The sequence below is a fragment of the Salinigranum halophilum genome, assembly GCF_007004735.1.
Taxonomy (GTDB): domain Archaea; phylum Halobacteriota; class Halobacteria; order Halobacteriales; family Haloferacaceae; genus Salinigranum; species Salinigranum halophilum.
This window is the reverse complement of sequence record NZ_SSNL01000004.1, coordinates 663,370-680,634: the sequence shown is the minus strand read 5'-3', so window position 1 is coordinate 680,634 and position 17,265 is coordinate 663,370. Positions and strand designations below refer to the sequence as shown.

Below are 17,265 nucleotides of genomic sequence, written 5' to 3'. Positions count from 1 at the left end.
CTCTCTGTACCCATTCGTATGACGAGTGATGCTAGGATACACGATGTCTCTCACTCGCTCTGGGATGTATCGACAGCTCGCACCGAGAGTACACGCGAAATCTACGGTCCCCTTCTCGTGAGCACGAGGCGACACAGTGCTCGCGTACTGAATCGTGTGTCTCACAGCGAGGCCAGTCCCGACCAGGGCGCGTCCGCCAGCAGTCGACTGAGGTCCGCCACGCACCTGTTGAGCGCTCACTCACGAGCGTCGGTAAGCCCGCGTGCAATCTCGAGGAGTTCGGAAATCTGTGCGGCACGGTCGTGTTCTCCTACCCGGTGGAGGTCCTCAGTGGCGGTTTGCAGTCGAGAGACGCGGTAGAGCCCGGGGTCGACCTGTTGCTGTGCGATCCTGAGTATCCATTCGGGGACGTGTGGTTGGTGCACGCCATCAGTCGCCGGCGAGTACTCGAGTACCCGGAGGTCCGTCGCGTCGATGGTGTATCCGTCGCCCGAGTCTGAGAGTCTGAGCTCGACCAGGGCTTCGTCGTACCCTTTGGTCGGCTCTCCCAGACTGGATCGCTCACAGGCGGGACAGCGCAACAGGTCGGGAACCCACGTCTTGGAGGGCAAGACTGTCCGCTCGATGATCGGGATGTCGACGACGCGGATGAGTTCGTACTGCACAGGCTCTGCGGGGTCGATGAGTCGATTCGGGCCGTGATCGCTGGTGAGGTCACACTGGACGGTCTTCGGCCCGCTCCCGACGAGTTCACCGTGGATTCCGCGTTGGATTGCTTCGATAACGGCATCCATCGGCTGTGTCGAACACGAGCGATGACATAACGCTAGCCGTCTGGTTCGCACCACTGAGACCGTGCGCTGTGCGTCCTGTTCCACCGACGCCAGCAGTATTTGTTCGTGGTGTCGACGCACAGCCACTCCGAACGGGCGAGAGTCTCCCCCCGTGGCTCACGGGTGAAGCACACCTCAACCATACACACAGAGTTCATTTCGTGTGCTTTCGGGCACACACTCACCGGGCCTCAGACTCGATTTGCTCCCGAGTTTCGAGGACAACCGCCTCGTCGAGGTTGCGTTCGTACTCGTCGTAGTAGCCACCGCTCAGCCCCTCGTTCCGCTCAGTCCGAAGCAGAAATCCGAGCATTGCATTGTAAGCGCAGAGAGATGCGTCTGAATACGCTTCAGCGTGGTTAACCAACATTGTCCTAATCCGGGTGGAATGTTGGTTAAGACAGTTCCGTATTATTTTCCGTGGGTCTCTCCTGACAAACTCGGAGGTACGTACACTGAGTCGGTCGCTCGTCGTCGAGCAATTCCGTACCGTAATTCTGAAACAATTCTCGACATCGATTACGCACTCAGCTCTGCTAGTCTCGAATCCCGCTGCAACACGCGTTTGATCACCTCGGCATCTTCGAGCAACCGATGCGTTGCATACATGCCACGGCCACGGCCGCGACCTCGTTTTTCCGATTGAATCACGTTGAGGAAGTCCTGCTCTTTGAGAATCTCTTGGACGCGCCGTTCGGACAAGGTCTGCATCTCGACGGCTGCGGCCACCGACTGATACGTCCGATAGATCTCCTTCGTTGGGAACTCGTCTTTCGAGCGGGACTCCGTCAGGAGAGTCAGTGCGTACAGAATGAGCTTCGCCTGCATCGGCGCACCATCGATGAGTTCGGCAAATCGATCAGCTTCTGTCTTCTCCTTCGCAGCGTGGACGTGTTCAGCGGTGACCTGGTCGTCACCAGCTTTCGTCGCGAGCCGGCCAGCGTTGCGCAAGATATCAATCGCTTTGCGGGCATCTCCATGTTCTCGTGCCGCGAGCGCTGCAGTGAGCGGAATAACGTCATCCGCCAAGACGCCGTCGTGAAAGGCGTCACGCCGATGCTCGAGAATTTCGCGGAGTTGGTGTGCGTCGTACGGTGGAAAGACGAGTTCGTCGTGGGGGAAACTCGACGTGACGCGTTCGGTCAGGTACTCGGGAAAGTCGATCTTATTCGAGAGACCGATGATTCCGATATTCGACGAAGAGAGGCGTCGGCTTTCACCGGCCCGAGAGAGTTTCCGCAGGACCTCGTCGTCGTAGAGCATATCGATTTCGTCGAGGATGAGTATCGCCACGTCGGTGCACGTGTCGAGGACCGTCCACAGTCTCGCATAGTAGTCACCGGTTGCCAGGCCACGCTCGGGCACTGAGAACCCTGTCTCGTTCGGGTTGTTGATCGTCCGAGCAATGGTCTTGATGACTGACGCCTCGGTATTTTGCTCTCCACAGTCGATGAACGCTGTGTTGACCGTGACACCTTCCCGAGCAGCTTCTGAGACGACCCGTTGGCACACACTTCGTGAGGTCAGACTCTTGCCGGTCCCGGTCTTCCCGAAGATGAATAGATGCGTTGGCTCCTGACCGAAGACAGCCGGGTTGAGCGCGTTCGCTACGTCTTGCATGTGCTTGTCTCGGCCGACGATACGCGCTGGGCCAGGGAGGTGAGAAATCTTGAGAAGTTGCTCGTCAGCAAAGAGTGGCTGCTCGTAGCGAAACAGCGGGTCTCGGTCGGTGTCGTCCTCGCTCATGGGAACTGTTCCCTTCGGGTTGGTACATGAACCTCCGGACGTCCCTCGCGTGTGTAGGTTCGGCAGATTGACGGATTTGAGGGCTCGAGAGGCGAGAACTCTCGATGGAGTTGTCCCCGGTCACTTCGCGCGTGTATCTGACGACAACTGGAGGTTCACTCTCGCATCCCTCGAATCGTCACTGGGGCCACACACCTCCCTCGCGGGTGTAACTGGATGGGGTGAGGGGGACCACTGAGTATTCGTCATCAAACGAGAGTCATCGACTCCGCATGCCCTGAATATTCACTCGCGAGTGTGGTGTGTGCGTATTGAGTCTCTTTCGACCGTTACACTCGCGAGGGAGGTGTGTGTCTGTCGACTCCCCACACATACCGCCCTTATGTACTCGCGAGGATGGTGTGTGTCTGTGAGTATTCAGCCTCTTTCAACCGTTACACTCGCGAGGGAGGTGTGTGTTTATGAGTATTCAGCCTCTTTCGACCGTTACACTCGCGAGTGTGGTGTGTGTCTGTCAACTCCCCACACTTACCGCCCTGATGTGCTCGCGGGGGATGGTGTCCATCTATCTTTCTTCGAGGAGAGAATCCCGCCGTTTACGGCGTTAACGAGACGCTTCGCGTCTCGTTTGCACACCAGAACGCGAAGCGTTCTGGGGACGGGAGTGAATCCGACAACTCCTACATAACCCACCGACAACACTCTGGCCGGATATTCCACGCCAACCCGTATCATTAAGTAACTAATTCGACATAGGCTATGTATGGCGATTCAGGTCACGCGCACCTACGTTGGTTCCATCAAGAACCAGCAACAGGTCTGCGATGGCCTCGATTCGCTCGGATACTCCGCCTCCAAAATCTGGAACGTCGCACGATGGACAGCCGACCGCGTATGGGACGAAATTGGTAAAATCCCAGACGAAGGCTCGCTGAAATCGTACATGAAGAACCAGTCGTGCTGGAAAGACTTGAACGCACAATCCAGTCAGAAAGTCATCGAAGAACTTTCCGACGCTTTCCAGTCATGGTTCGACCTACGACAGAAAGACGACACGGCGAATCCGCCCGGCTACCGTAAACACGGCGACACCCGACCACGAAGTACGGTCACGCAAGAGCTTGAAACGACATTTGCTGAACAACGTGACACGATTCGTCGCCAGCAACGCGACGTGATTGACCGGATTGCGGAGGACGGCCTGCGTGGTTGACCAGTCTCGGTGTCGAGGACGATCTCGACGAAGCCGGTATCGATTCACCCAACTCCGTCGCCGTGGTCACCACTGCCAACGAGCGCAACGTCGGGCACGCAGCGACTCGAGTCGTCATGACCCATGCGTCGGCGTCTCTTCTTCCACACGCGTTCCAGACTCGTCGAACGTGAGCGCGTTCTCGACCACCTCGGGGAGTGACGGGCGTGGAGCTTCTTCATGGGTCTCGACCTTTTCGTCCTTCTTCGTTCGGTCGTAGAGGGCACGCATCACGGGGAGCCCCGAGAGGTAATTGTACTGCGCCAAGAGCCGCACGCCGTGGGGGGTAAATCCGTAGAACTTCGCGGGATACTCGCGTTCGTCCATGTTTTCGAGGTGTGGGTACACATCGACGATGTCCGCTGCTTCTAACTCGTCCAACTGGTTTCGAATCGCACCGCTGCTCTTGCCGGTCATGTAGACGAGTTCGTCGAGTGATGCGAGATGGTCAGGATGCCCGAGGAGCATCTGGATAATCTTGTGACGCGTATCCTGAGAGAGGAGTTTGAACACGCGTTGCTGCTCTCCGAACGGGTCGGGCATGTGTTCGTTCGCACTGGAGCCAGCGGGTTCGGACATTATCGGATGTAGGTGACCAGCACTCATAATAATTCACCTACACCAGTGTTAGAACGAGAGAATATTTAACATAGATTGATCAAGAGATACGATAGCCGGAGCGGACACCTGCCGTGACATCCTCCCCGCGGTAAACGACGGGGCTTCCCACACGGTGGGAATGCCAGTTACTCGTCACTGGCAGTGGGTTTCAACTCTTGAAACGGTGTGAGTTTCATCTGCGCTGGTACGCTCTGCTCACACTGAGTCGTGGCGGTGTCACAACCGCTCCCGTCCTGTGGCGAGTCATCGCCTGCCTGTTTCCACGGCAGGCTCTCTCCCCTCGGGTCCACGCGACGTGCGATGTTCGCACTCGCGTTAATATCCGCTTGAAACGTCGATACGTGGCACTCGGAGTTCTTGCACTTGAACTCGGCTTGCCGAGGCCGATACCCAACGTGCTTGCACGAGTGGCACGTCTTGCTCGTGTACTGCGGGTGAACGTACCGAACCGGAATCCCCGCATCCTTCGCCTTGTCCTCGATACGTCCTTGCAATCGAGCGAACGCCCACGAGTGCAGGCGTCGATTCATATACTTCCCGTAGTCCAGCGACTCACGGATGGACGCCAAGTCCTCCATCACGATGACAGGGTTCTCGAACTGACGAGCGTACTCGACTGACTCACGAGATGCTTTCTCGATGATGTCTGTGAGTCGGTTCTGGTAGTACGAGAAGCGTTCTTCGACGCGCCACTCAGAAGCGTCTCGCTTTTGGAGGCGCTTGAGCGTCGTGAACATCTCTTTGCGGATTCGCTTGGCCTCCTTCCCGTTGATTAACAGTGGGTTCGTGGGAGTGTCGTGGTGGAGGGCACAGCCCGTGACCAACATCGACTCGCCAATATCGAACCCAACCCGAGTCGGATTCTCGGGCAGTTCGAAAGTGTCTCCGATCTCGTATTCGACGGTGACGTGGAGTGTCCACGTCTTCCGATGTTTCTGTAAGCGAAGTTCACCCACTTTGGTACTCGACTCGTCATCGAGCATCTCGTCCCACAGTTCCTCTTGATCGGGATTTAGTCGGAGTGGTATCCAGAAGTTGGTTCCGCGACCGGGTTGGGGGACTTCCCAGCAGATTTCGTATTCACGCGAAGAGTCGTGGTCGAACTTCCCGGCTCGATTCACGAACCTGAGCGGGTGTTCGTCGTCCAACTCGTTGGCGTTGTACGTCTTGTGGAGTTTCGGGACGTAGGATTTGAGGGCGTCTTTCGCTTGGTACGGCAGGTTGTACGGCGTCACCACGTCGTTCGTGGCGCTCATCGTGGTACAGTGTTGCTCGAAGGCGTCGTTGAGAGCGTCTCGGTATTCAGACAGCGTTTGCTGGAGGCGTTGCTCCTTGCACCGCGTGGGTGGTGCGAGCGTGGCTTCCAGTGTTTTATTCGCTGTCTGAGTCGTTGACATCGTAGCCTTCGGATTCGAGTGCTTTGCGGAGGAGTTCGGGGTACGCTCGTGAGTGGCGTATCCCGTGGTCGCGGGCGTACTCCTTCACGGCTTCGTGAAGTGGCCCGCCTCGCTCCATATCGAAGTCGGCTCTCATCCAACAAAACGTAAGTAATAGCGTAAATTAAAAATAACGGTCGGCATTCGTGCTGAGTGTCAGAGCGTGGTTAGTTCAGTAGTTGTCGGATTCCCTCCTTGTAGGAAGATGGAAGATCCCACACCGCCACCACACGCCACGCAACTCTTCGAGTACGTCACCCACGCAATCGGGGACGGCATCGACCTTGAGCAAGAAGAACTTCATGCGATTCTCGAGTTCGACGCACACGAGATTACGCCACTTCGTTCTCCGGTCACGTCGTATTTCATTCTCGGGAGCTATCGCTCGCCGTACCGATACCGTCTCCGAAGCACTGCTCACGAGCTCAACAAGTACGGCGCGTACACCGTCATTCTCGGGGACGTCAAACAGCTCCGAACGCGGCGACTGCCCGACGAAGACATCATGTTCACTCTAATTGCTGCGTTCAGCAGCTACATCGTGGCTATTTACGAGAAAGACAGTGGTGGTGAAGCACCTGAACTCGGAGAGATAGACGACCCACCGTTCTTCGAGAAAGCCTACGTTTACGCTCGTGACTACGACCCGAACCCTACTCACGACTTCGACCTCGTCGTGCAAACGCTCTCCGACTACTTCGATTCAGAACTCGATGCCGACGAACGCGAACAGCGACTGGCGAGACGGCTCACCGAGAGCGAATCGATGCTCAGTCGAGACACGATTCAAGACATCGTGGACAGACGAGTCGAAGCGGATGAACCACCTGCGTCGTACAGTTGGCCACACAAAAACAAATTCAGAAAGTTCGAACTCCACAGTCGGTTTCACTCGTGGATGGACCCGGCTGCTCTCCCTGCCCTCGTCGTCGAGACCATCCCAGGGCCCACGCACGGCTGAGTCAGGGTGGGTGAGACCAGGATCGATCTCCGCAGAACGGTGCTGTCAAGACGGGTGGAGTACCTGCTCCGTGTCGTTTGGCGACTGCTCAACGTACGCGATTGGGTCTTCCACATTGCGAAGGCCGCACTCCAAGTCGAGAGTACGACCGAACAGCGTGCGGTCGAACGGATGTTCGAGAACGCGATACAGGCGTGTTCTGCCCTCGCCCAACACATCGCAACACGCGCGTTCGACTTCGAGGGCTAGACTGCCACGGGGGCTGTTCGTGTTTTGCACGAAGAGGGTGTCATCAACGAACAGACGATGACCACGATTGTCTCCGCGATCGGGTTCAGAAACGTTCTCGCACACGAATATGGCCATATTGATGCAGTTAACGTGTACGAAACACTCCAAACCGGACGCTCGGTGTATGACACGTACAGCTAACAGATCGCTCAGTGAGTGCGAGACCAGCTCTGACCGTTCCCACGACTACCGCTATGGTGAGTTGTTCGCGTCATTGAGCGGGTCGACAATCCCGCTGTCGTACCCAGCCCGCCACAACTGATGGACGGCACGGGCGACGAGGACGAGTTCCGTGACCGTGATACAGGACGCTTCGACGTCGGCGTCGTCGCTCGCCGCGTTCGGCGGTGGGTGGTAGTGACCGTCACCGTTGGGGTCGGTGTAGTCGTGCGGATGTACGTCCCATCGGAGATTTCGATCCGTATCGTCGCTGTAGTGAACGTTGTAGTCGTCCCGCACTGACCACCGGACGGTGATGGTCGCACTCGTCGCCTCGCCAATCCCGTCATCCAGATGGAGACGCAATTCAGTTGGACTCAGTGGGTCGTCCAGCGACCCGCTTGCGAGTGGGTCGAGGCGTTCGAACTCGGAGCGAAAGTCATGGAGCGCGCCAGCATCGATGGCGCCACGTAGCGAGTGAGATTCAGCATATCGCATACGTCAGCCGATGACACCGGCTGGGTCGCCGTGCTCGGTGGTTCCCGTGTCACCCTCGACAGCATCAGTCGCGTCCGCGAGCGCGAGTGCGGCCCGTGCAAGCTTCAGATTCCGACGTGTCGTCTGCCATTCCGTCATTGCCGCCGAGTCCAGATCCGCTCCAGCGATGGCCGCGGCGCGTGGAGATTCTGCACCGGTCTGTTCCTCGAATTCACGAACGGTCTCGCGAAGCTCCGTGACGCGTTCCGACAGGGTCTCGACATCGACCGAGTCGAGTATCTGCCCCGCACGTTCGAGGACGACCGAGCGCGAAGAGCGTTTGTACCACGTTCCGCGCGTATCGGGGAGAGAGACTGCCTCGACGACCCCGTCTTCGGCGAGGACGCCGAGATGCTTGCGTGCGGTCGTCTCTGAGGTCAGCGCGCGCTCGGCGATGGTGGCAACCGACTGCGGGTCGTACGTCCGCTTCATCACGGTGCGAACGCGTTCGCCGGGAGTGGTCTCGGACGTCCACTCCTCGGCGACACGCTCGTTCACGTCGGCGAGGTCGTTGGTCATACGTTACCTCTCTCGAGTAAGCATATTAGCTTTGGCACAAATATACTGATATCTAGCACCGGGTAAAGCCGTCACGTTCAGGCGTCAGTTCCGATTCGACATGGGTTCTGACCGTCGTCACAGCCAGTGCGTATCGTAACGCACCCTTTTGTACCGACGAAAACAGTCGATACGCGCATTTCGGACGAAGACGAGGAGGCATTCGCCGAACGTGAAGAGGAGATGAGTGCCGACCGGTCGGAGGTGTTCCGTCGACTCATCCAACAGGGCCCGTAAACAGTTCATCCGGCAACGAGGGGTAAGATGGCCAGTTCGACTCGTCACGGCGATACCAACGAAGGCGAGATTCGTCTCTAGCAAGAGGACGGCTGGTGGATTGCGAAAGAGGTCGATACGGGCGTGACCACACAGGGAGCGTCCAGAGAGGAAGCACTAGGCAACCTCGACGATGCTGTTGCAGTCCACACCGGGACGCGTGGACGTGAACCGACGGACGAAGAACTTCGGGCGCTGGGAATCGACCCCGCGAACAACACCACTGGCGACCAAGAACCGCCAGATGTGCTCGAGTGAAGCAGGTGTAGCCCATGGACCGACCACCGCGGAGTGACGACGGGGTTTTGTACGCACGATGTCCACAGAGAGACGAAGCGAGCACTCGTCGACGTAGGATACCGACGAGTGCCCGCTTCATCTTCAACTTTACACAAAATCGAGGAGAAAGCCCACGACTTCAGTCGTGGGATGAATCCGACCACACACGACACAAGCCATCCTCGATAGCCGACAGAGGGTTGATGGAGTCGTAACACCTAATATAGATTGACGTTTATCTAATCGTATGCCACGGGGGTACAGTCGAGAGCGAACGTCGGTTCACAACCTCCACTACCACTTCGTGTGGTGCCCGAAGTACCGCAAGCCGGTGCTGACAGATGAGGTTGCCGACCGCCTCGAACAGCTCATCGAAGAGAAAGCCGACGAACTCGACCTCGACATCCTCCGACTGGCAATCCAACCCGACCACGTACATCTGTTCATCACGGGCGATCCGAAACTCGCTCCGAACAAGATCATCCAACAGGTCAAGGGCTACACCTCGCGGAACCTCCGCGACGAGTTCGACTTCGGTCTTCCATCACTGTGGACGCGCTCGTACTTCGTCTCTTCGGCAGGCGAGGTGTCGAGTCAGATAATCGAGGAGTACATCGAAGCACAGACCGGACAATAACGATGCATCGAGAAGTCACCACCACGGTACGGGTCAAACTCCACTCGCTCACTCAGCGGAAAGCCCGACTCATCGAACGCGAATACTCCGCGTTCCAAGACGCCGTTCACGGTGACGACGACGCGAACCTCTACTCCGCCACCAAACAACAGGCGGGCAAAGTCCGCTCGAACAAGAACCCGCGAGCGGACACCGAGCAACCCGTCGTCCTCCGCAACGACTGCATCACCATCGAACACGACGAGGATACGGTTCTCTCGTCGTGGTGGTTCAAACTCCCCGTCTACAACCCTGAGAAAGAGCGCGGAGATAGCATCTGGGTGCCCGTCCGCGTCCCCGAGAAGGACGCGCACCTGCTCACCGACGAGTACATCCGCGACTCGGAACTCGTCCACCGAGACGGCGAATGGTACGTCCACCTCGTCTGCAAGCGGTCTGTGGCCGTCGCAGACGAATACGACGACGTACTCGCCGTCGATATGGGTGCGAAGTGGATAGCCGTCAGCACGTTCCTCTCAGACCGGCACACACAGTTCCACGGGGCGGAAGTCCGCCGTGTCCGCGAACACTACAAGCAACTCCGCAAGTCCATCGGAAAGGCGAAGGTTCGCTCGGGAGCGCAGGTCATCGAACGCCTCGGGAACAAGGAATCCAGAACGGTCGAACACGAACTACATCAGGTGGCGAACGAACTCGTCGCTCGCGCTCGGGAGCGCAACGCCGTCCTCGTGTTCGGTGATATGACTGGATTGCGCTTCGATAACGACAAGGGTCGGTACGTGAACGACAAGACCCACAAGATGCCGTACGCGAAGATGGCGAACATCCTCACGTATAAAGCCCATCTTGACGGTCGAGAGTGTCTTCCGGTCGAGGAGTATGACACGTCTGTGACGTGCTGGCGGTGTGGGTCGCAGAACACATCGCGGGGAGTGCAAGGGCGTGTCGAGTGCCACGACTGTGGACTGGACGACAACGGCGACAAGAATGGCGCGACGAACATCGGCAAACGAGCCGTCGGTAAGAACATTCAGAGTCCGCTATCGACGGTGGGGGCTGTTGTGGCTCAGCCCGAAACGCAGGTCGTACTCAAAGGACCCAACGGTGAGATTGAGATGGAACCTGCGAACTCCCCAGACAGTGTGGGGCTAACCCTCAGTGAGGGAAGCCCACGACTTTAGTCGTGGGAGAAGTCACCCGCGAAAAGGTATAACCGAAGGGAGCGTCTATCACACCGCATGAGTCTCACCCGTGACGAAGACGTGCTCGGTGGCGAGCCACGAATCGATGGCACGCGCATCGGGGTCCGCCACGTTGCTGCGCGGGTGATCGACAGCGGCCAATCCCCAGCTCACGTCGCAGATCAACTTGATGTGGCCCTTGCAGACGTGTACGAAGCGCTCTCGTACTACTATGGTCACATCGACGAGATGCGTGAACTCGAAGGCGCGAACGAAGCGGCGTTCGAGCGAGTTCGTGAGTCCTCGCTGAAGCCCAAAGAGACCGTGCAGTGACGAGCGTCCAGATTCTGCTCGACGAGCACGTCGGCCGAGTCTTCGAGCGACTTCTCCGAGAACGCGGCCACACGGTCGAACAGGCAAAGGACCGGTTCGGCGAGCACACGAGCGACGCCGAACTCCTCAGGTGGTGTGGTGAGTCCGGGACGGTCTTGGTGACGAACAACGCGAAAGATTTCGAGCCACTACACCACGAACACGACCACGCGGGGATTCTGCTCTACTACGACCAGAAACTTCCAGATGCCGACCCCGAGGGCCTTGCCCGCACCGTCGACGAAGTGTTCACACAGTATGGGACGGACAGCATCGAAAACCAACTCGTCGACCTCGGAGAATGGTACGACTGGCTCCACGAGTGAACGTCGACCGATTCTGCCGAATACGCCCTCAATGTGACATCCTCCTCACCGTAAACGGCGGGATTCTCGGCTTGAAAAAGATAGCTGACACATGGCCCATGGGTTGACCTGTTAGAACGGTCGTGGCTGCGCGCGCAGCGCCCTTGGCGCGAGCACGGAGCGGTGGGTGGGGAGGGGGGCGTGGGCGGGTTGTGGGTGGTGGGCAGAAAAAGAGAGCCAGCCGGCCTGCTCAGGCCAGCCGACCCGTCAGCACCGTCTCGACCGCACGCGTCCCGTATCTCCGCTCGTAGGCATCGTACACTTCACGAGAGTACCCCGCGACCACGGGTTTCGACATCGGCACAATCGTCCTCGCCGCGTCCGTCACCGCCTGTTGGGTCACCACCTTTCCCTCCGTCAGCCGGTCAGCCGCGTACACCGCCGCAGCCGCGACCGTCACCCGCGTCGTTCCCGGTCCGATACACGCCTCGTCCGCTATTTCCAGAAGGAACTCGCCGACCCGCCTGAGTTCGAGACACACCTCGAGCGACAGTCCTTCACGCTCGCCCAGCACCTCGACGACCGCGTCGACCGCCCACGCCTGGGTTGGAGGCACCTCACTCAGTGAACTACCCCGCCCTACTCAGCCGCTGACGCGGCTTCCTTGAGGGCGGGGCTTCCTGCTTCTGTGACGCGACTTGCATCCACGACGATGGACGAATAATCGCCCCCGTCAGTGGACACAGCGGTCGCAGTCTCCACAGGCGTTGCTTCGGAGTGAACCACTCCTAGTTTCGAGAGTCCCTTATTGAGGACGTTCAACGCCGCATTCCAATCCCTGTCTATTTCAAACCCACACGTCGGGCATGAGTGTTCACGAACCCACAACGGCTTATCTGTTGAGACCCCACACGACGCGCATTCCTTGGTCGTTCCACGCGGGTCAACCTGCACGACGTGACAGCCGTTCTTCTCACCGTGGTGTTCGAGAATCGTGATGAACCCTCGCCAACCGACATCCACCTTGTTCCGCGCAGTATCCCCAGATTCGAGCATTCCCTTGACGTTGAGGTTCTCAACGAACACGGCGTCATACTCCGCGGTGTAGAAGTGCGCAAGTTTGTGCTTGTAGTCGTGCTTCTTGTTCGACATTCGCGCGTGAACCTTCGCGACTCGTCGTCGCTGTTCTTCCCAGTTGTTCGACTCGTATTCTTTGTGGGAGAGCGAGCGTTGCTCGCGTTCGAGTCGTTTCCGGTCGTCATCCAAGTCAACTCTCCCAACGGAACGCCCGTCTGAGTCGTGGATGAAGTTGAGAACACCAAGGTCAATCCCCACAGTATCATCTGTGTCGATGCTTTCGACGGCAGGTTTCTCCGGCGTCCCAGTCTCGATGCAGAACGAGACGTGCCACGCACCAGTAGGGTCTTTCTTGAGCGTGACTTCTTTGATGGAGTCGTGGTCGGGAAGGTCTCGATGGAGACGGATTGGAATCTCCCGAGTTTCTCCCTTGAGTTTCTTGAGTATGAGGAGTCCTCGACCGTTCGGGCCACTCTTTTTGTCGAGTTCGAAGCCCGATTGTCGATACGTGAAACTCCTGAAATCTCGTGGAGGCTTCCAGTTCAACGACCCAACGTCGTAGCCCTTGGCTTTGAGTTTCCCGAGGTTCTGGATGTTATCTCGGATGCGTTCGACGGCTTTCTGGAGGATGGTTGAGTAGACCTGTGTGAGGTCTGGCCACCAATCTTTCATCGCTGGAAGCGTGTCTCGGACCATCCAGACGCGCTGGCGGAGCGTACCTTCGTCTTCGGGTATTTGATTGAATTCCTTGAGTGCGTGGTTGTAGAGTTGTCGCACGGTGTTTCGTTGCCAGTCCATCGCTCTGCGTTGCTCCGTCGTCGGGAACAACCGGAAGCGTGGGCTGTAGTTCATGCGACGTGTCAACTCGTGCAGTCTGAGATATGTTAAGGGTACTGATTATCGTGTTTGTTCCTCGTGCGGGCGCTGTATCCCTTCCCTACTCGCTCCCTGCGGTCGCTCCTTGAGGAAGGGGGCTTAGCGCCCTCTCTTTCAGCTAAGTGAGACTGACCGCGACTCACGAACATCTGGCCGTGGGAGTGTCGATTGAGTATCTGCTCGACCCATCGTCGCTGCGGCCGCCGCGTCTCCCCCTGAATGTTGAGGCGCGTCATCCATCTACGCCGAACCGCCGTGAGCGTGTTCGACAGCTGGGTGGAACGCCCGCTGCGTGTCTCGAGCCCTAATGTGACCGAATTCGTCTGTGCAGTCATCATCTGCTGGGACACGCTGGCTTCGTCTTCGCATATAAACCCTCACCGAGACGTCGCACCACCAACTGGGCGAACGGTGTCGACACTCAGCGACGCCCACACTGAACTCGCGTTCACTCACGAACTGTGTCGACGCCCAGCGCGTCCACACCCCAAAGACGACCGAGTGCACCACGGACCGCACGGAGTCACGCCGGATGCGGTGGAGTACCCGTCGGAACAGTATTAACCAACAGAATTCGACCAGCGTTGGTTAATAACCTCATGATATCGGCTCGTTCACGTAACGGGTTGTCGGCTTCCTCCCGAACCTAAAGTCGCGGGTTTCCGCCTTGCAGTCGTTATGACTCGTGAGGAGTTGACTCGCGAGAAACTGAAACGTCCCGGGCGAACTCGAGCAAACTGCTGATTCGCTCAGCAGCGTCATTTGCACTCGTGGAAGACATCAGTTGCAGATGCACTCGTGCTTTTTCGTCGACTGATTAAGGACGTACTCGTGGGTCTCCGCCGCCAGGTCGTACATCCTCTCTGCACGCTCTCCCGCGGCGAGTCCGTCCTGATAATACGTCTTGGCGCGGTAGTTCCGCCACAGATCTTGGAGGTTGTCGGCGACGTGTTCCGAGAGGATTCCACGTCTCGTCGCTTCTGTATATACGCCAGGGTGTGTTCCAGGAAGCTCCCGCGGTTCGACACCGCCTTCGAGGAGTTTGAACTCGACGACACGCTCGATGGCGACAAACGACGCCTCGATGACCAACGTGTAGAATCCCTGCGTCAACAGCGTCTCTGCGCCTGCGAGTAGTCGACAGGATTTTCGGAGTTGAAGGATGTCCGCTTCGTTCGTCTCCAGACCAGCTTCGACCTCGTCGGGACGATTGTCGAAGGCAGCCTGTACCTCGTCGACTAACGTCTCGATTCGAGTACTACTCATCGCTTATCACCTCCGTTCGGAGTCGCTGGAACTCGTCGGTGCCGTAGACGGTGACCCCTTCCTGGACGATTCCACGGAGCGTTTCGCTCGCTCGCAGAGCACTTGCTTCTGTCTCGACGAACGGCTCGAACGTGTACCGATCTCCGTCGAATCGTTTGTCCCCGAGTTCACTGGCCACGTTCGAGATGAGTCGGCGAGCAGTCGTTCGGTTGCCGTCGACGAGGACGAACACATCGATGTCGCTCTTCCGGTCAGCCTCGCCGCGAGCGACGCTCCCGAATACGAGAACCCCGAGTAACTGATCGACTGTCTCCGACTTCTCGACCGCGGTCTCGACGCTCTCTACGAACGCACGAACCGGGGCGTGGTACTCGGTCTGTTCGAGACCGAGTATCGGGTCGTCTTTCTGTAATCGTGCAGGGTCGATAGAGACGTACTTTCGCTGTGTCGTCTTTCGCACCTGTATGACGCCGAGTTCGTCGAGGAACTCGACGGCTCGCCAGACTGTCGACCTGCTACGGTCGGTCATCTCAGACAGTTCTTTCAGCGTGAACTCCGACTGGTGGGCGTCGACGAGCAGTCGAAGCACGTCGTCGGCCGCGTGGAGTCTGAATATCTTCGCGTCGTCGCCAGGAGTGACGGGGAGGCAAATATTTATATGTTGTTTCGTTTCGTCGGACACTATCTCATTGTATGCTACGAGTTATAAAAGTGTTAGCTGAAAGTAGGCGCTAAGCCCCCTTCCTCAACGAACGACCGAAGGGAGTGAGTAGGGAGCGGATACAGCGTTCACGAGAGCTTCGCTCTCGTGTGCGAACGAGACGCTCCGCGTCTCGTCAACGCCGCACAGTTTTCATACACGATTCGGTGGCAGGCCCACAGGCCCACGCAATCGTAACTGTATTTGTGTATTGTGTGGTATGGCAACGCGCAAGAACATCTCTATCCGTGACGACCAAGCCGAGTGGGTCGAGGACAACTACCTCGACCTCTCGTCGTTCGTCCAAGAGAAACTGGATGAACTAATCGAGGAACGAGAGTAACGAATGTATTACGCCTACAAGTACCGTCTCAAGCCGTCCGACTCTCACCGCGAGGAGTTGGACCGTCACCGAGACATTTGTAGGCAACTGTACAATCACGCGCTCTACCGCTTCAACCAAATCCCCGAGGATACAGGCACGCTCAATCAGCGCGTTCGGTCCATCCGAGACGAAATACCGTCCCTGAAAGACTGGTGGGATGGCCTCTCAGACGTGTACTCGACGGTTCTGCAAACAGCGGTCATGAGAATCGAGCAGAACGTCAAATCACTCGGAGGACTCAAGCAGAACGGCTACGGCGTCGGTCAACTCAACTGGAAGCCGCCACGGGAGTTCCGCAGTTTCACGTACAGTCAGTCTGGCTTCAAGCTCGACAAGAAGGGCGGTCAGACTATCTTGTCACTCTCGAAACTCGCGGAGATACCAATACGGCTCCACCGACCCATCCCTGACGACGCGACACTCAAGCAGGTCACGGTCAAGAAGGAACCAACGGGCGAGTGGTTCGCCACGTTCGGCGTCGAAATGGACCGTGAACCGCCTGCACCGCCTGAGAACCCCGAGAAGTGCGTCGGTATCGACGTAGGAATTCTCAAGTACGCCCACGACACCGACGGCACGGCGGTCGGGTCGCTCGACCTCTGCGACGAGCGCGAACGCTTGGAGCGCGAGCAACGGAAACTCTCGCGGAAGCAACACGGGTCGAACAACTACGAGAATCAACGGCGTCGAGTCGCGGAGTGTCATGCGGACCTCCGACGGAAGCGCCGCGACTTCTTGCACAAGCTCTCGAACTACTACGCTCGGGAGTACGACCTCGTGGCTGTCGAAGACTTGAACGTGAAGGGGATGATAGAGTCGCCGTCGAACAGCCGCAACACGGCGTCTGCCGCGTGGCGGACGTTCCTCTCGTTGCTCGAATACAAGTGCGAGCGAGAGGGGACGCACTTCGTGGCGGTCAACCCGAGAGGGACGACCAAGGAGTGCGCGTCGTGCGGTGTCTCGACCGACAAGCCGTTGTGGGTCCGTGAACATGCCTGTCCCGCCTGCGGGTTTGAGGCGGACAGGGACGCGAACGCGGCGTGGAACATTCTTTCTCGGGGCCTCGAAGACGTAGGAGTGGGATACTCCGAATCAACGCCTGTGGAGACTGCGCTCCCTGTGGATACACCTGTGTCTGCAAAGCGCGTCGTGGAAGCAGGAAGCCCTACCCTCAAGGAGCGAACGGCGTCAGCCGTGAGCGAGTAGAGGAGGGTAGTTCACCTTGGGTCGGACTGTTTCCATCTCGATTGAGTCGGTTGTGTGTCATAAAATCGCGTTCTGGCGTGAGAACGAGGCGGATCGCCGACTCATCAAGCACGCACTGGAACTCTACTCGGATGTGGAAGCCACCCGCGAACAGATGACCGACGTGGCTGACCGCGCCACGAGCTAATCCTCCGCTCTCACAGTATGATTTTTTTGCCGGTCGCGACCGCTATACACAGCGCACCCTCCTCCGCGACGTTCACGACCGATTGACGAGGCAGGCTGGGTGTTCGGAGTCCTCACTTGGAGAC

Annotated in this window: 20 protein-coding genes and 3 pseudogenes; 11 read left to right on the top strand and 12 right to left on the bottom strand. The window is 57.9% G+C overall.

Annotation, left to right across the window (positions count from 1 at the left end):
* Positions 1-236 precede the first annotated feature (236 nt).
* From E6N53_RS11945 to E6N53_RS11935, 3 genes are all read right to left on the bottom strand, one after another.
* Positions 237-794 carry a hypothetical protein gene (locus tag E6N53_RS11945; protein ID WP_142859546.1) on the bottom strand — a complete coding sequence of 186 codons (558 nt, stop codon included), beginning with the start codon at positions 792-794 and terminating at the stop codon, positions 237-239.
* A 220-nt stretch (positions 795-1,014) separates the two neighbouring features.
* Positions 1,015-1,146: a hypothetical protein gene (locus E6N53_RS21460; protein WP_269090098.1), complete on the bottom strand. Its 132-nt coding sequence runs from the start codon at positions 1,144-1,146 to the stop codon at positions 1,015-1,017.
* Positions 1,147-1,352: 206 nt separating this feature from the next.
* Positions 1,353-2,579, bottom strand: a complete 1,227-nt coding sequence (locus E6N53_RS11935) for a Cdc6/Cdc18 family protein (RefSeq protein ID WP_142859544.1) — start codon at positions 2,577-2,579, stop codon at positions 1,353-1,355.
* A gap of 763 nt (positions 2,580-3,342) precedes the next feature.
* Between E6N53_RS11935 and E6N53_RS11930 the strand changes: the two are divergent.
* Positions 3,343-3,693, top strand: a pseudogene (locus E6N53_RS11930) (RNA-guided endonuclease TnpB family protein); the annotation flags it as partial.
* A 213-nt stretch (positions 3,694-3,906) separates the two neighbouring features.
* On the opposite strand, the gene E6N53_RS11925 reads toward E6N53_RS11930, so the two are convergent.
* The 3 genes from E6N53_RS11925 to E6N53_RS21050 form a co-directional block, all read right to left on the bottom strand.
* A complete protein-coding gene (locus tag E6N53_RS11925) occupies positions 3,907-4,410 on the bottom strand; it encodes a winged helix-turn-helix domain-containing protein (RefSeq protein ID WP_142859541.1) in 504 nt (167 codons plus the stop codon).
* 167 nt (positions 4,411-4,577) lie between these two features.
* Positions 4,578-5,849, bottom strand: a complete 1,272-nt coding sequence (locus E6N53_RS11920; protein ID WP_142859538.1) for an RNA-guided endonuclease TnpB family protein — start codon at positions 5,847-5,849, stop codon at positions 4,578-4,580.
* Positions 5,824-5,985, bottom strand: a complete 162-nt coding sequence (locus E6N53_RS21050; RefSeq protein ID WP_201741133.1) for a hypothetical protein — start codon at positions 5,983-5,985, stop codon at positions 5,824-5,826. Before E6N53_RS21050 ends, E6N53_RS11920 begins: the two co-directional genes overlap by 26 nt.
* Positions 5,986-6,093: 108 nt before the next feature.
* Between E6N53_RS21050 and E6N53_RS11915 the strand changes: the two genes are divergently transcribed.
* Positions 6,094-6,849, top strand: a complete 756-nt coding sequence (locus E6N53_RS11915; protein ID WP_161596551.1) for a DUF8170 family protein — start codon at positions 6,094-6,096, stop codon at positions 6,847-6,849.
* 273 nt (positions 6,850-7,122) lie between these two features.
* A complete protein-coding gene (locus tag E6N53_RS21630) occupies positions 7,123-7,281 on the top strand; it encodes a HepT-like ribonuclease domain-containing protein (protein ID WP_201741132.1) in 159 nt (52 codons plus the stop codon).
* 51 nt (positions 7,282-7,332) lie between these two features.
* On the opposite strand, the gene E6N53_RS11905 is transcribed toward E6N53_RS21630, so the two are convergent.
* On the bottom strand, positions 7,333-7,797 hold the full coding sequence (locus tag E6N53_RS11905) for a toxin-antitoxin system TumE family protein (RefSeq protein ID WP_142859534.1): 465 nt from the start codon (positions 7,795-7,797) through the stop codon (positions 7,333-7,335).
* A gap of 3 nt (positions 7,798-7,800) precedes the next feature.
* On the bottom strand, positions 7,801-8,355 hold the full coding sequence (locus tag E6N53_RS11900; protein WP_201741131.1) for a DUF7342 family protein: 555 nt from the start codon (positions 8,353-8,355) through the stop codon (positions 7,801-7,803).
* 303 nt (positions 8,356-8,658) lie between these two features.
* Here E6N53_RS11900 and E6N53_RS11895 point away from each other — a divergent pair.
* The 5 genes and pseudogenes from E6N53_RS11895 to E6N53_RS11875 all read left to right on the top strand — a co-directional run bounded on the left by E6N53_RS11895 (position 8,659) and on the right by E6N53_RS11875 (position 11,465).
* Positions 8,659-8,928, top strand: a pseudogene (locus E6N53_RS11895) (type II toxin-antitoxin system HicB family antitoxin).
* A 268-nt stretch (positions 8,929-9,196) separates the two neighbouring features.
* Positions 9,197-9,586, top strand: a complete 390-nt coding sequence (gene tnpA, locus E6N53_RS11890; protein ID WP_136601467.1) for an IS200/IS605 family transposase — start codon at positions 9,197-9,199, stop codon at positions 9,584-9,586.
* Positions 9,587-9,588: 2 nt separating this feature from the next.
* On the top strand, positions 9,589-10,767 hold the full coding sequence (locus tag E6N53_RS11885) for an RNA-guided endonuclease TnpB family protein (RefSeq protein ID WP_142859532.1): 1,179 nt from the start codon (positions 9,589-9,591) through the stop codon (positions 10,765-10,767).
* 57 nt (positions 10,768-10,824) lie between these two features.
* On the top strand, positions 10,825-11,100 hold the full coding sequence (locus E6N53_RS11880) for a DUF433 domain-containing protein (RefSeq protein WP_136591961.1): 276 nt from the start codon (positions 10,825-10,827) through the stop codon (positions 11,098-11,100).
* On the top strand, positions 11,097-11,465 hold the full coding sequence (locus E6N53_RS11875) for a DUF5615 family PIN-like protein (RefSeq protein WP_136591962.1): 369 nt from the start codon (positions 11,097-11,099) through the stop codon (positions 11,463-11,465). The genes E6N53_RS11880 and E6N53_RS11875 overlap by 4 nt, the downstream gene beginning before the upstream one ends.
* Before the next feature lie 229 nt (positions 11,466-11,694).
* On the opposite strand, the gene E6N53_RS11870 is transcribed toward E6N53_RS11875, so the two are convergent.
* The 4 genes from E6N53_RS11870 to E6N53_RS11855 form a co-directional block, all read right to left on the bottom strand.
* Positions 11,695-12,060, bottom strand: coding sequence for a hypothetical protein (locus E6N53_RS11870; protein WP_142859530.1), 366 nt, complete (start codon positions 12,058-12,060; stop codon positions 11,695-11,697).
* 23 nt (positions 12,061-12,083) lie between these two features.
* Positions 12,084-13,373 carry an RNA-guided endonuclease InsQ/TnpB family protein gene (locus tag E6N53_RS11865; protein ID WP_142859528.1) on the bottom strand — a complete coding sequence of 430 codons (1,290 nt, stop codon included), beginning with the start codon at positions 13,371-13,373 and terminating at the stop codon, positions 12,084-12,086.
* Between the two features lie 804 nt (positions 13,374-14,177).
* Positions 14,178-14,663, bottom strand: coding sequence for a DUF8154 family protein (locus E6N53_RS11860; protein WP_142859526.1), 486 nt, complete (start codon positions 14,661-14,663; stop codon positions 14,178-14,180).
* Positions 14,656-15,345, bottom strand: coding sequence for a nucleotidyltransferase domain-containing protein (locus tag E6N53_RS11855; protein ID WP_142859525.1), 690 nt, complete (start codon positions 15,343-15,345; stop codon positions 14,656-14,658). Before E6N53_RS11855 ends, E6N53_RS11860 begins: the two co-directional genes overlap by 8 nt.
* A 238-nt stretch (positions 15,346-15,583) precedes the next feature.
* On the opposite strand from E6N53_RS11855, the gene E6N53_RS21455 reads away from it, so the two are divergent.
* The 3 genes and pseudogenes from E6N53_RS21455 to E6N53_RS21740 form a co-directional block, all read left to right on the top strand.
* Entirely contained in the window at positions 15,584-15,706 is a 123-nt protein-coding gene (locus E6N53_RS21455; protein ID WP_269090097.1) for a hypothetical protein, read from the top strand.
* Positions 15,707-15,709: 3 nt separating this feature from the next.
* Positions 15,710-16,954, top strand: coding sequence for an RNA-guided endonuclease InsQ/TnpB family protein (locus E6N53_RS11850; protein WP_142859523.1), 1,245 nt, complete (start codon positions 15,710-15,712; stop codon positions 16,952-16,954).
* A 64-nt stretch (positions 16,955-17,018) separates the two neighbouring features.
* A pseudogene (locus tag E6N53_RS21740) lies at positions 17,019-17,141 on the top strand (DUF7342 family protein); the annotation flags it as partial.
* Positions 17,142-17,265 lie beyond the last annotated feature (124 nt).

Excerpts from the sequence above, each read along its gene's own strand:
- E6N53_RS11865 (WP_142859528.1), bottom strand. The coding sequence starts at position 13,373 with ATGAACTACAGCCCACGCTTCCGGTTGTTCCCGACGACGGAGCAACGC.
- E6N53_RS11905 (WP_142859534.1), bottom strand. The coding sequence starts at position 7,797 with ATGCGATATGCTGAATCTCACTCGCTACGTGGCGCCATCGATGCTGGC.
- E6N53_RS11885 (WP_142859532.1), top strand. The coding sequence starts at position 9,589 with ATGCATCGAGAAGTCACCACCACGGTACGGGTCAAACTCCACTCGCTC.
- E6N53_RS11945 (WP_142859546.1), bottom strand. The coding sequence starts at position 794 with ATGGATGCCGTTATCGAAGCAATCCAACGCGGAATCCACGGTGAACTC.
- E6N53_RS21455 (WP_269090097.1), top strand. The coding sequence starts at position 15,584 with ATGGCAACGCGCAAGAACATCTCTATCCGTGACGACCAAGCCGAGTGG.
- E6N53_RS21460 (WP_269090098.1), bottom strand. The coding sequence starts at position 1,146 with ATGCTCGGATTTCTGCTTCGGACTGAGCGGAACGAGGGGCTGAGCGGT.
- E6N53_RS11860 (WP_142859526.1), bottom strand. The coding sequence starts at position 14,663 with ATGAGTAGTACTCGAATCGAGACGTTAGTCGACGAGGTACAGGCTGCC.
- E6N53_RS11920 (WP_142859538.1), bottom strand. The coding sequence starts at position 5,849 with ATGTCAACGACTCAGACAGCGAATAAAACACTGGAAGCCACGCTCGCA.
- E6N53_RS11880 (WP_136591961.1), top strand. The coding sequence starts at position 10,825 with ATGAGTCTCACCCGTGACGAAGACGTGCTCGGTGGCGAGCCACGAATC.
- E6N53_RS11915 (WP_161596551.1), top strand. The coding sequence starts at position 6,094 with ATGGAAGATCCCACACCGCCACCACACGCCACGCAACTCTTCGAGTAC.
- E6N53_RS11850 (WP_142859523.1), top strand. The coding sequence starts at position 15,710 with ATGTATTACGCCTACAAGTACCGTCTCAAGCCGTCCGACTCTCACCGC.
- E6N53_RS21050 (WP_201741133.1), bottom strand. The coding sequence starts at position 5,985 with ATGAGAGCCGACTTCGATATGGAGCGAGGCGGGCCACTTCACGAAGCC.
- E6N53_RS11925 (WP_142859541.1), bottom strand. The coding sequence starts at position 4,410 with ATGTCCGAACCCGCTGGCTCCAGTGCGAACGAACACATGCCCGACCCG.
- E6N53_RS11935 (WP_142859544.1), bottom strand. The coding sequence starts at position 2,579 with ATGAGCGAGGACGACACCGACCGAGACCCGCTGTTTCGCTACGAGCAG.
- tnpA (WP_136601467.1), top strand. The coding sequence starts at position 9,197 with ATGCCACGGGGGTACAGTCGAGAGCGAACGTCGGTTCACAACCTCCAC.
- E6N53_RS11900 (WP_201741131.1), bottom strand. The coding sequence starts at position 8,355 with ATGACCAACGACCTCGCCGACGTGAACGAGCGTGTCGCCGAGGAGTGG.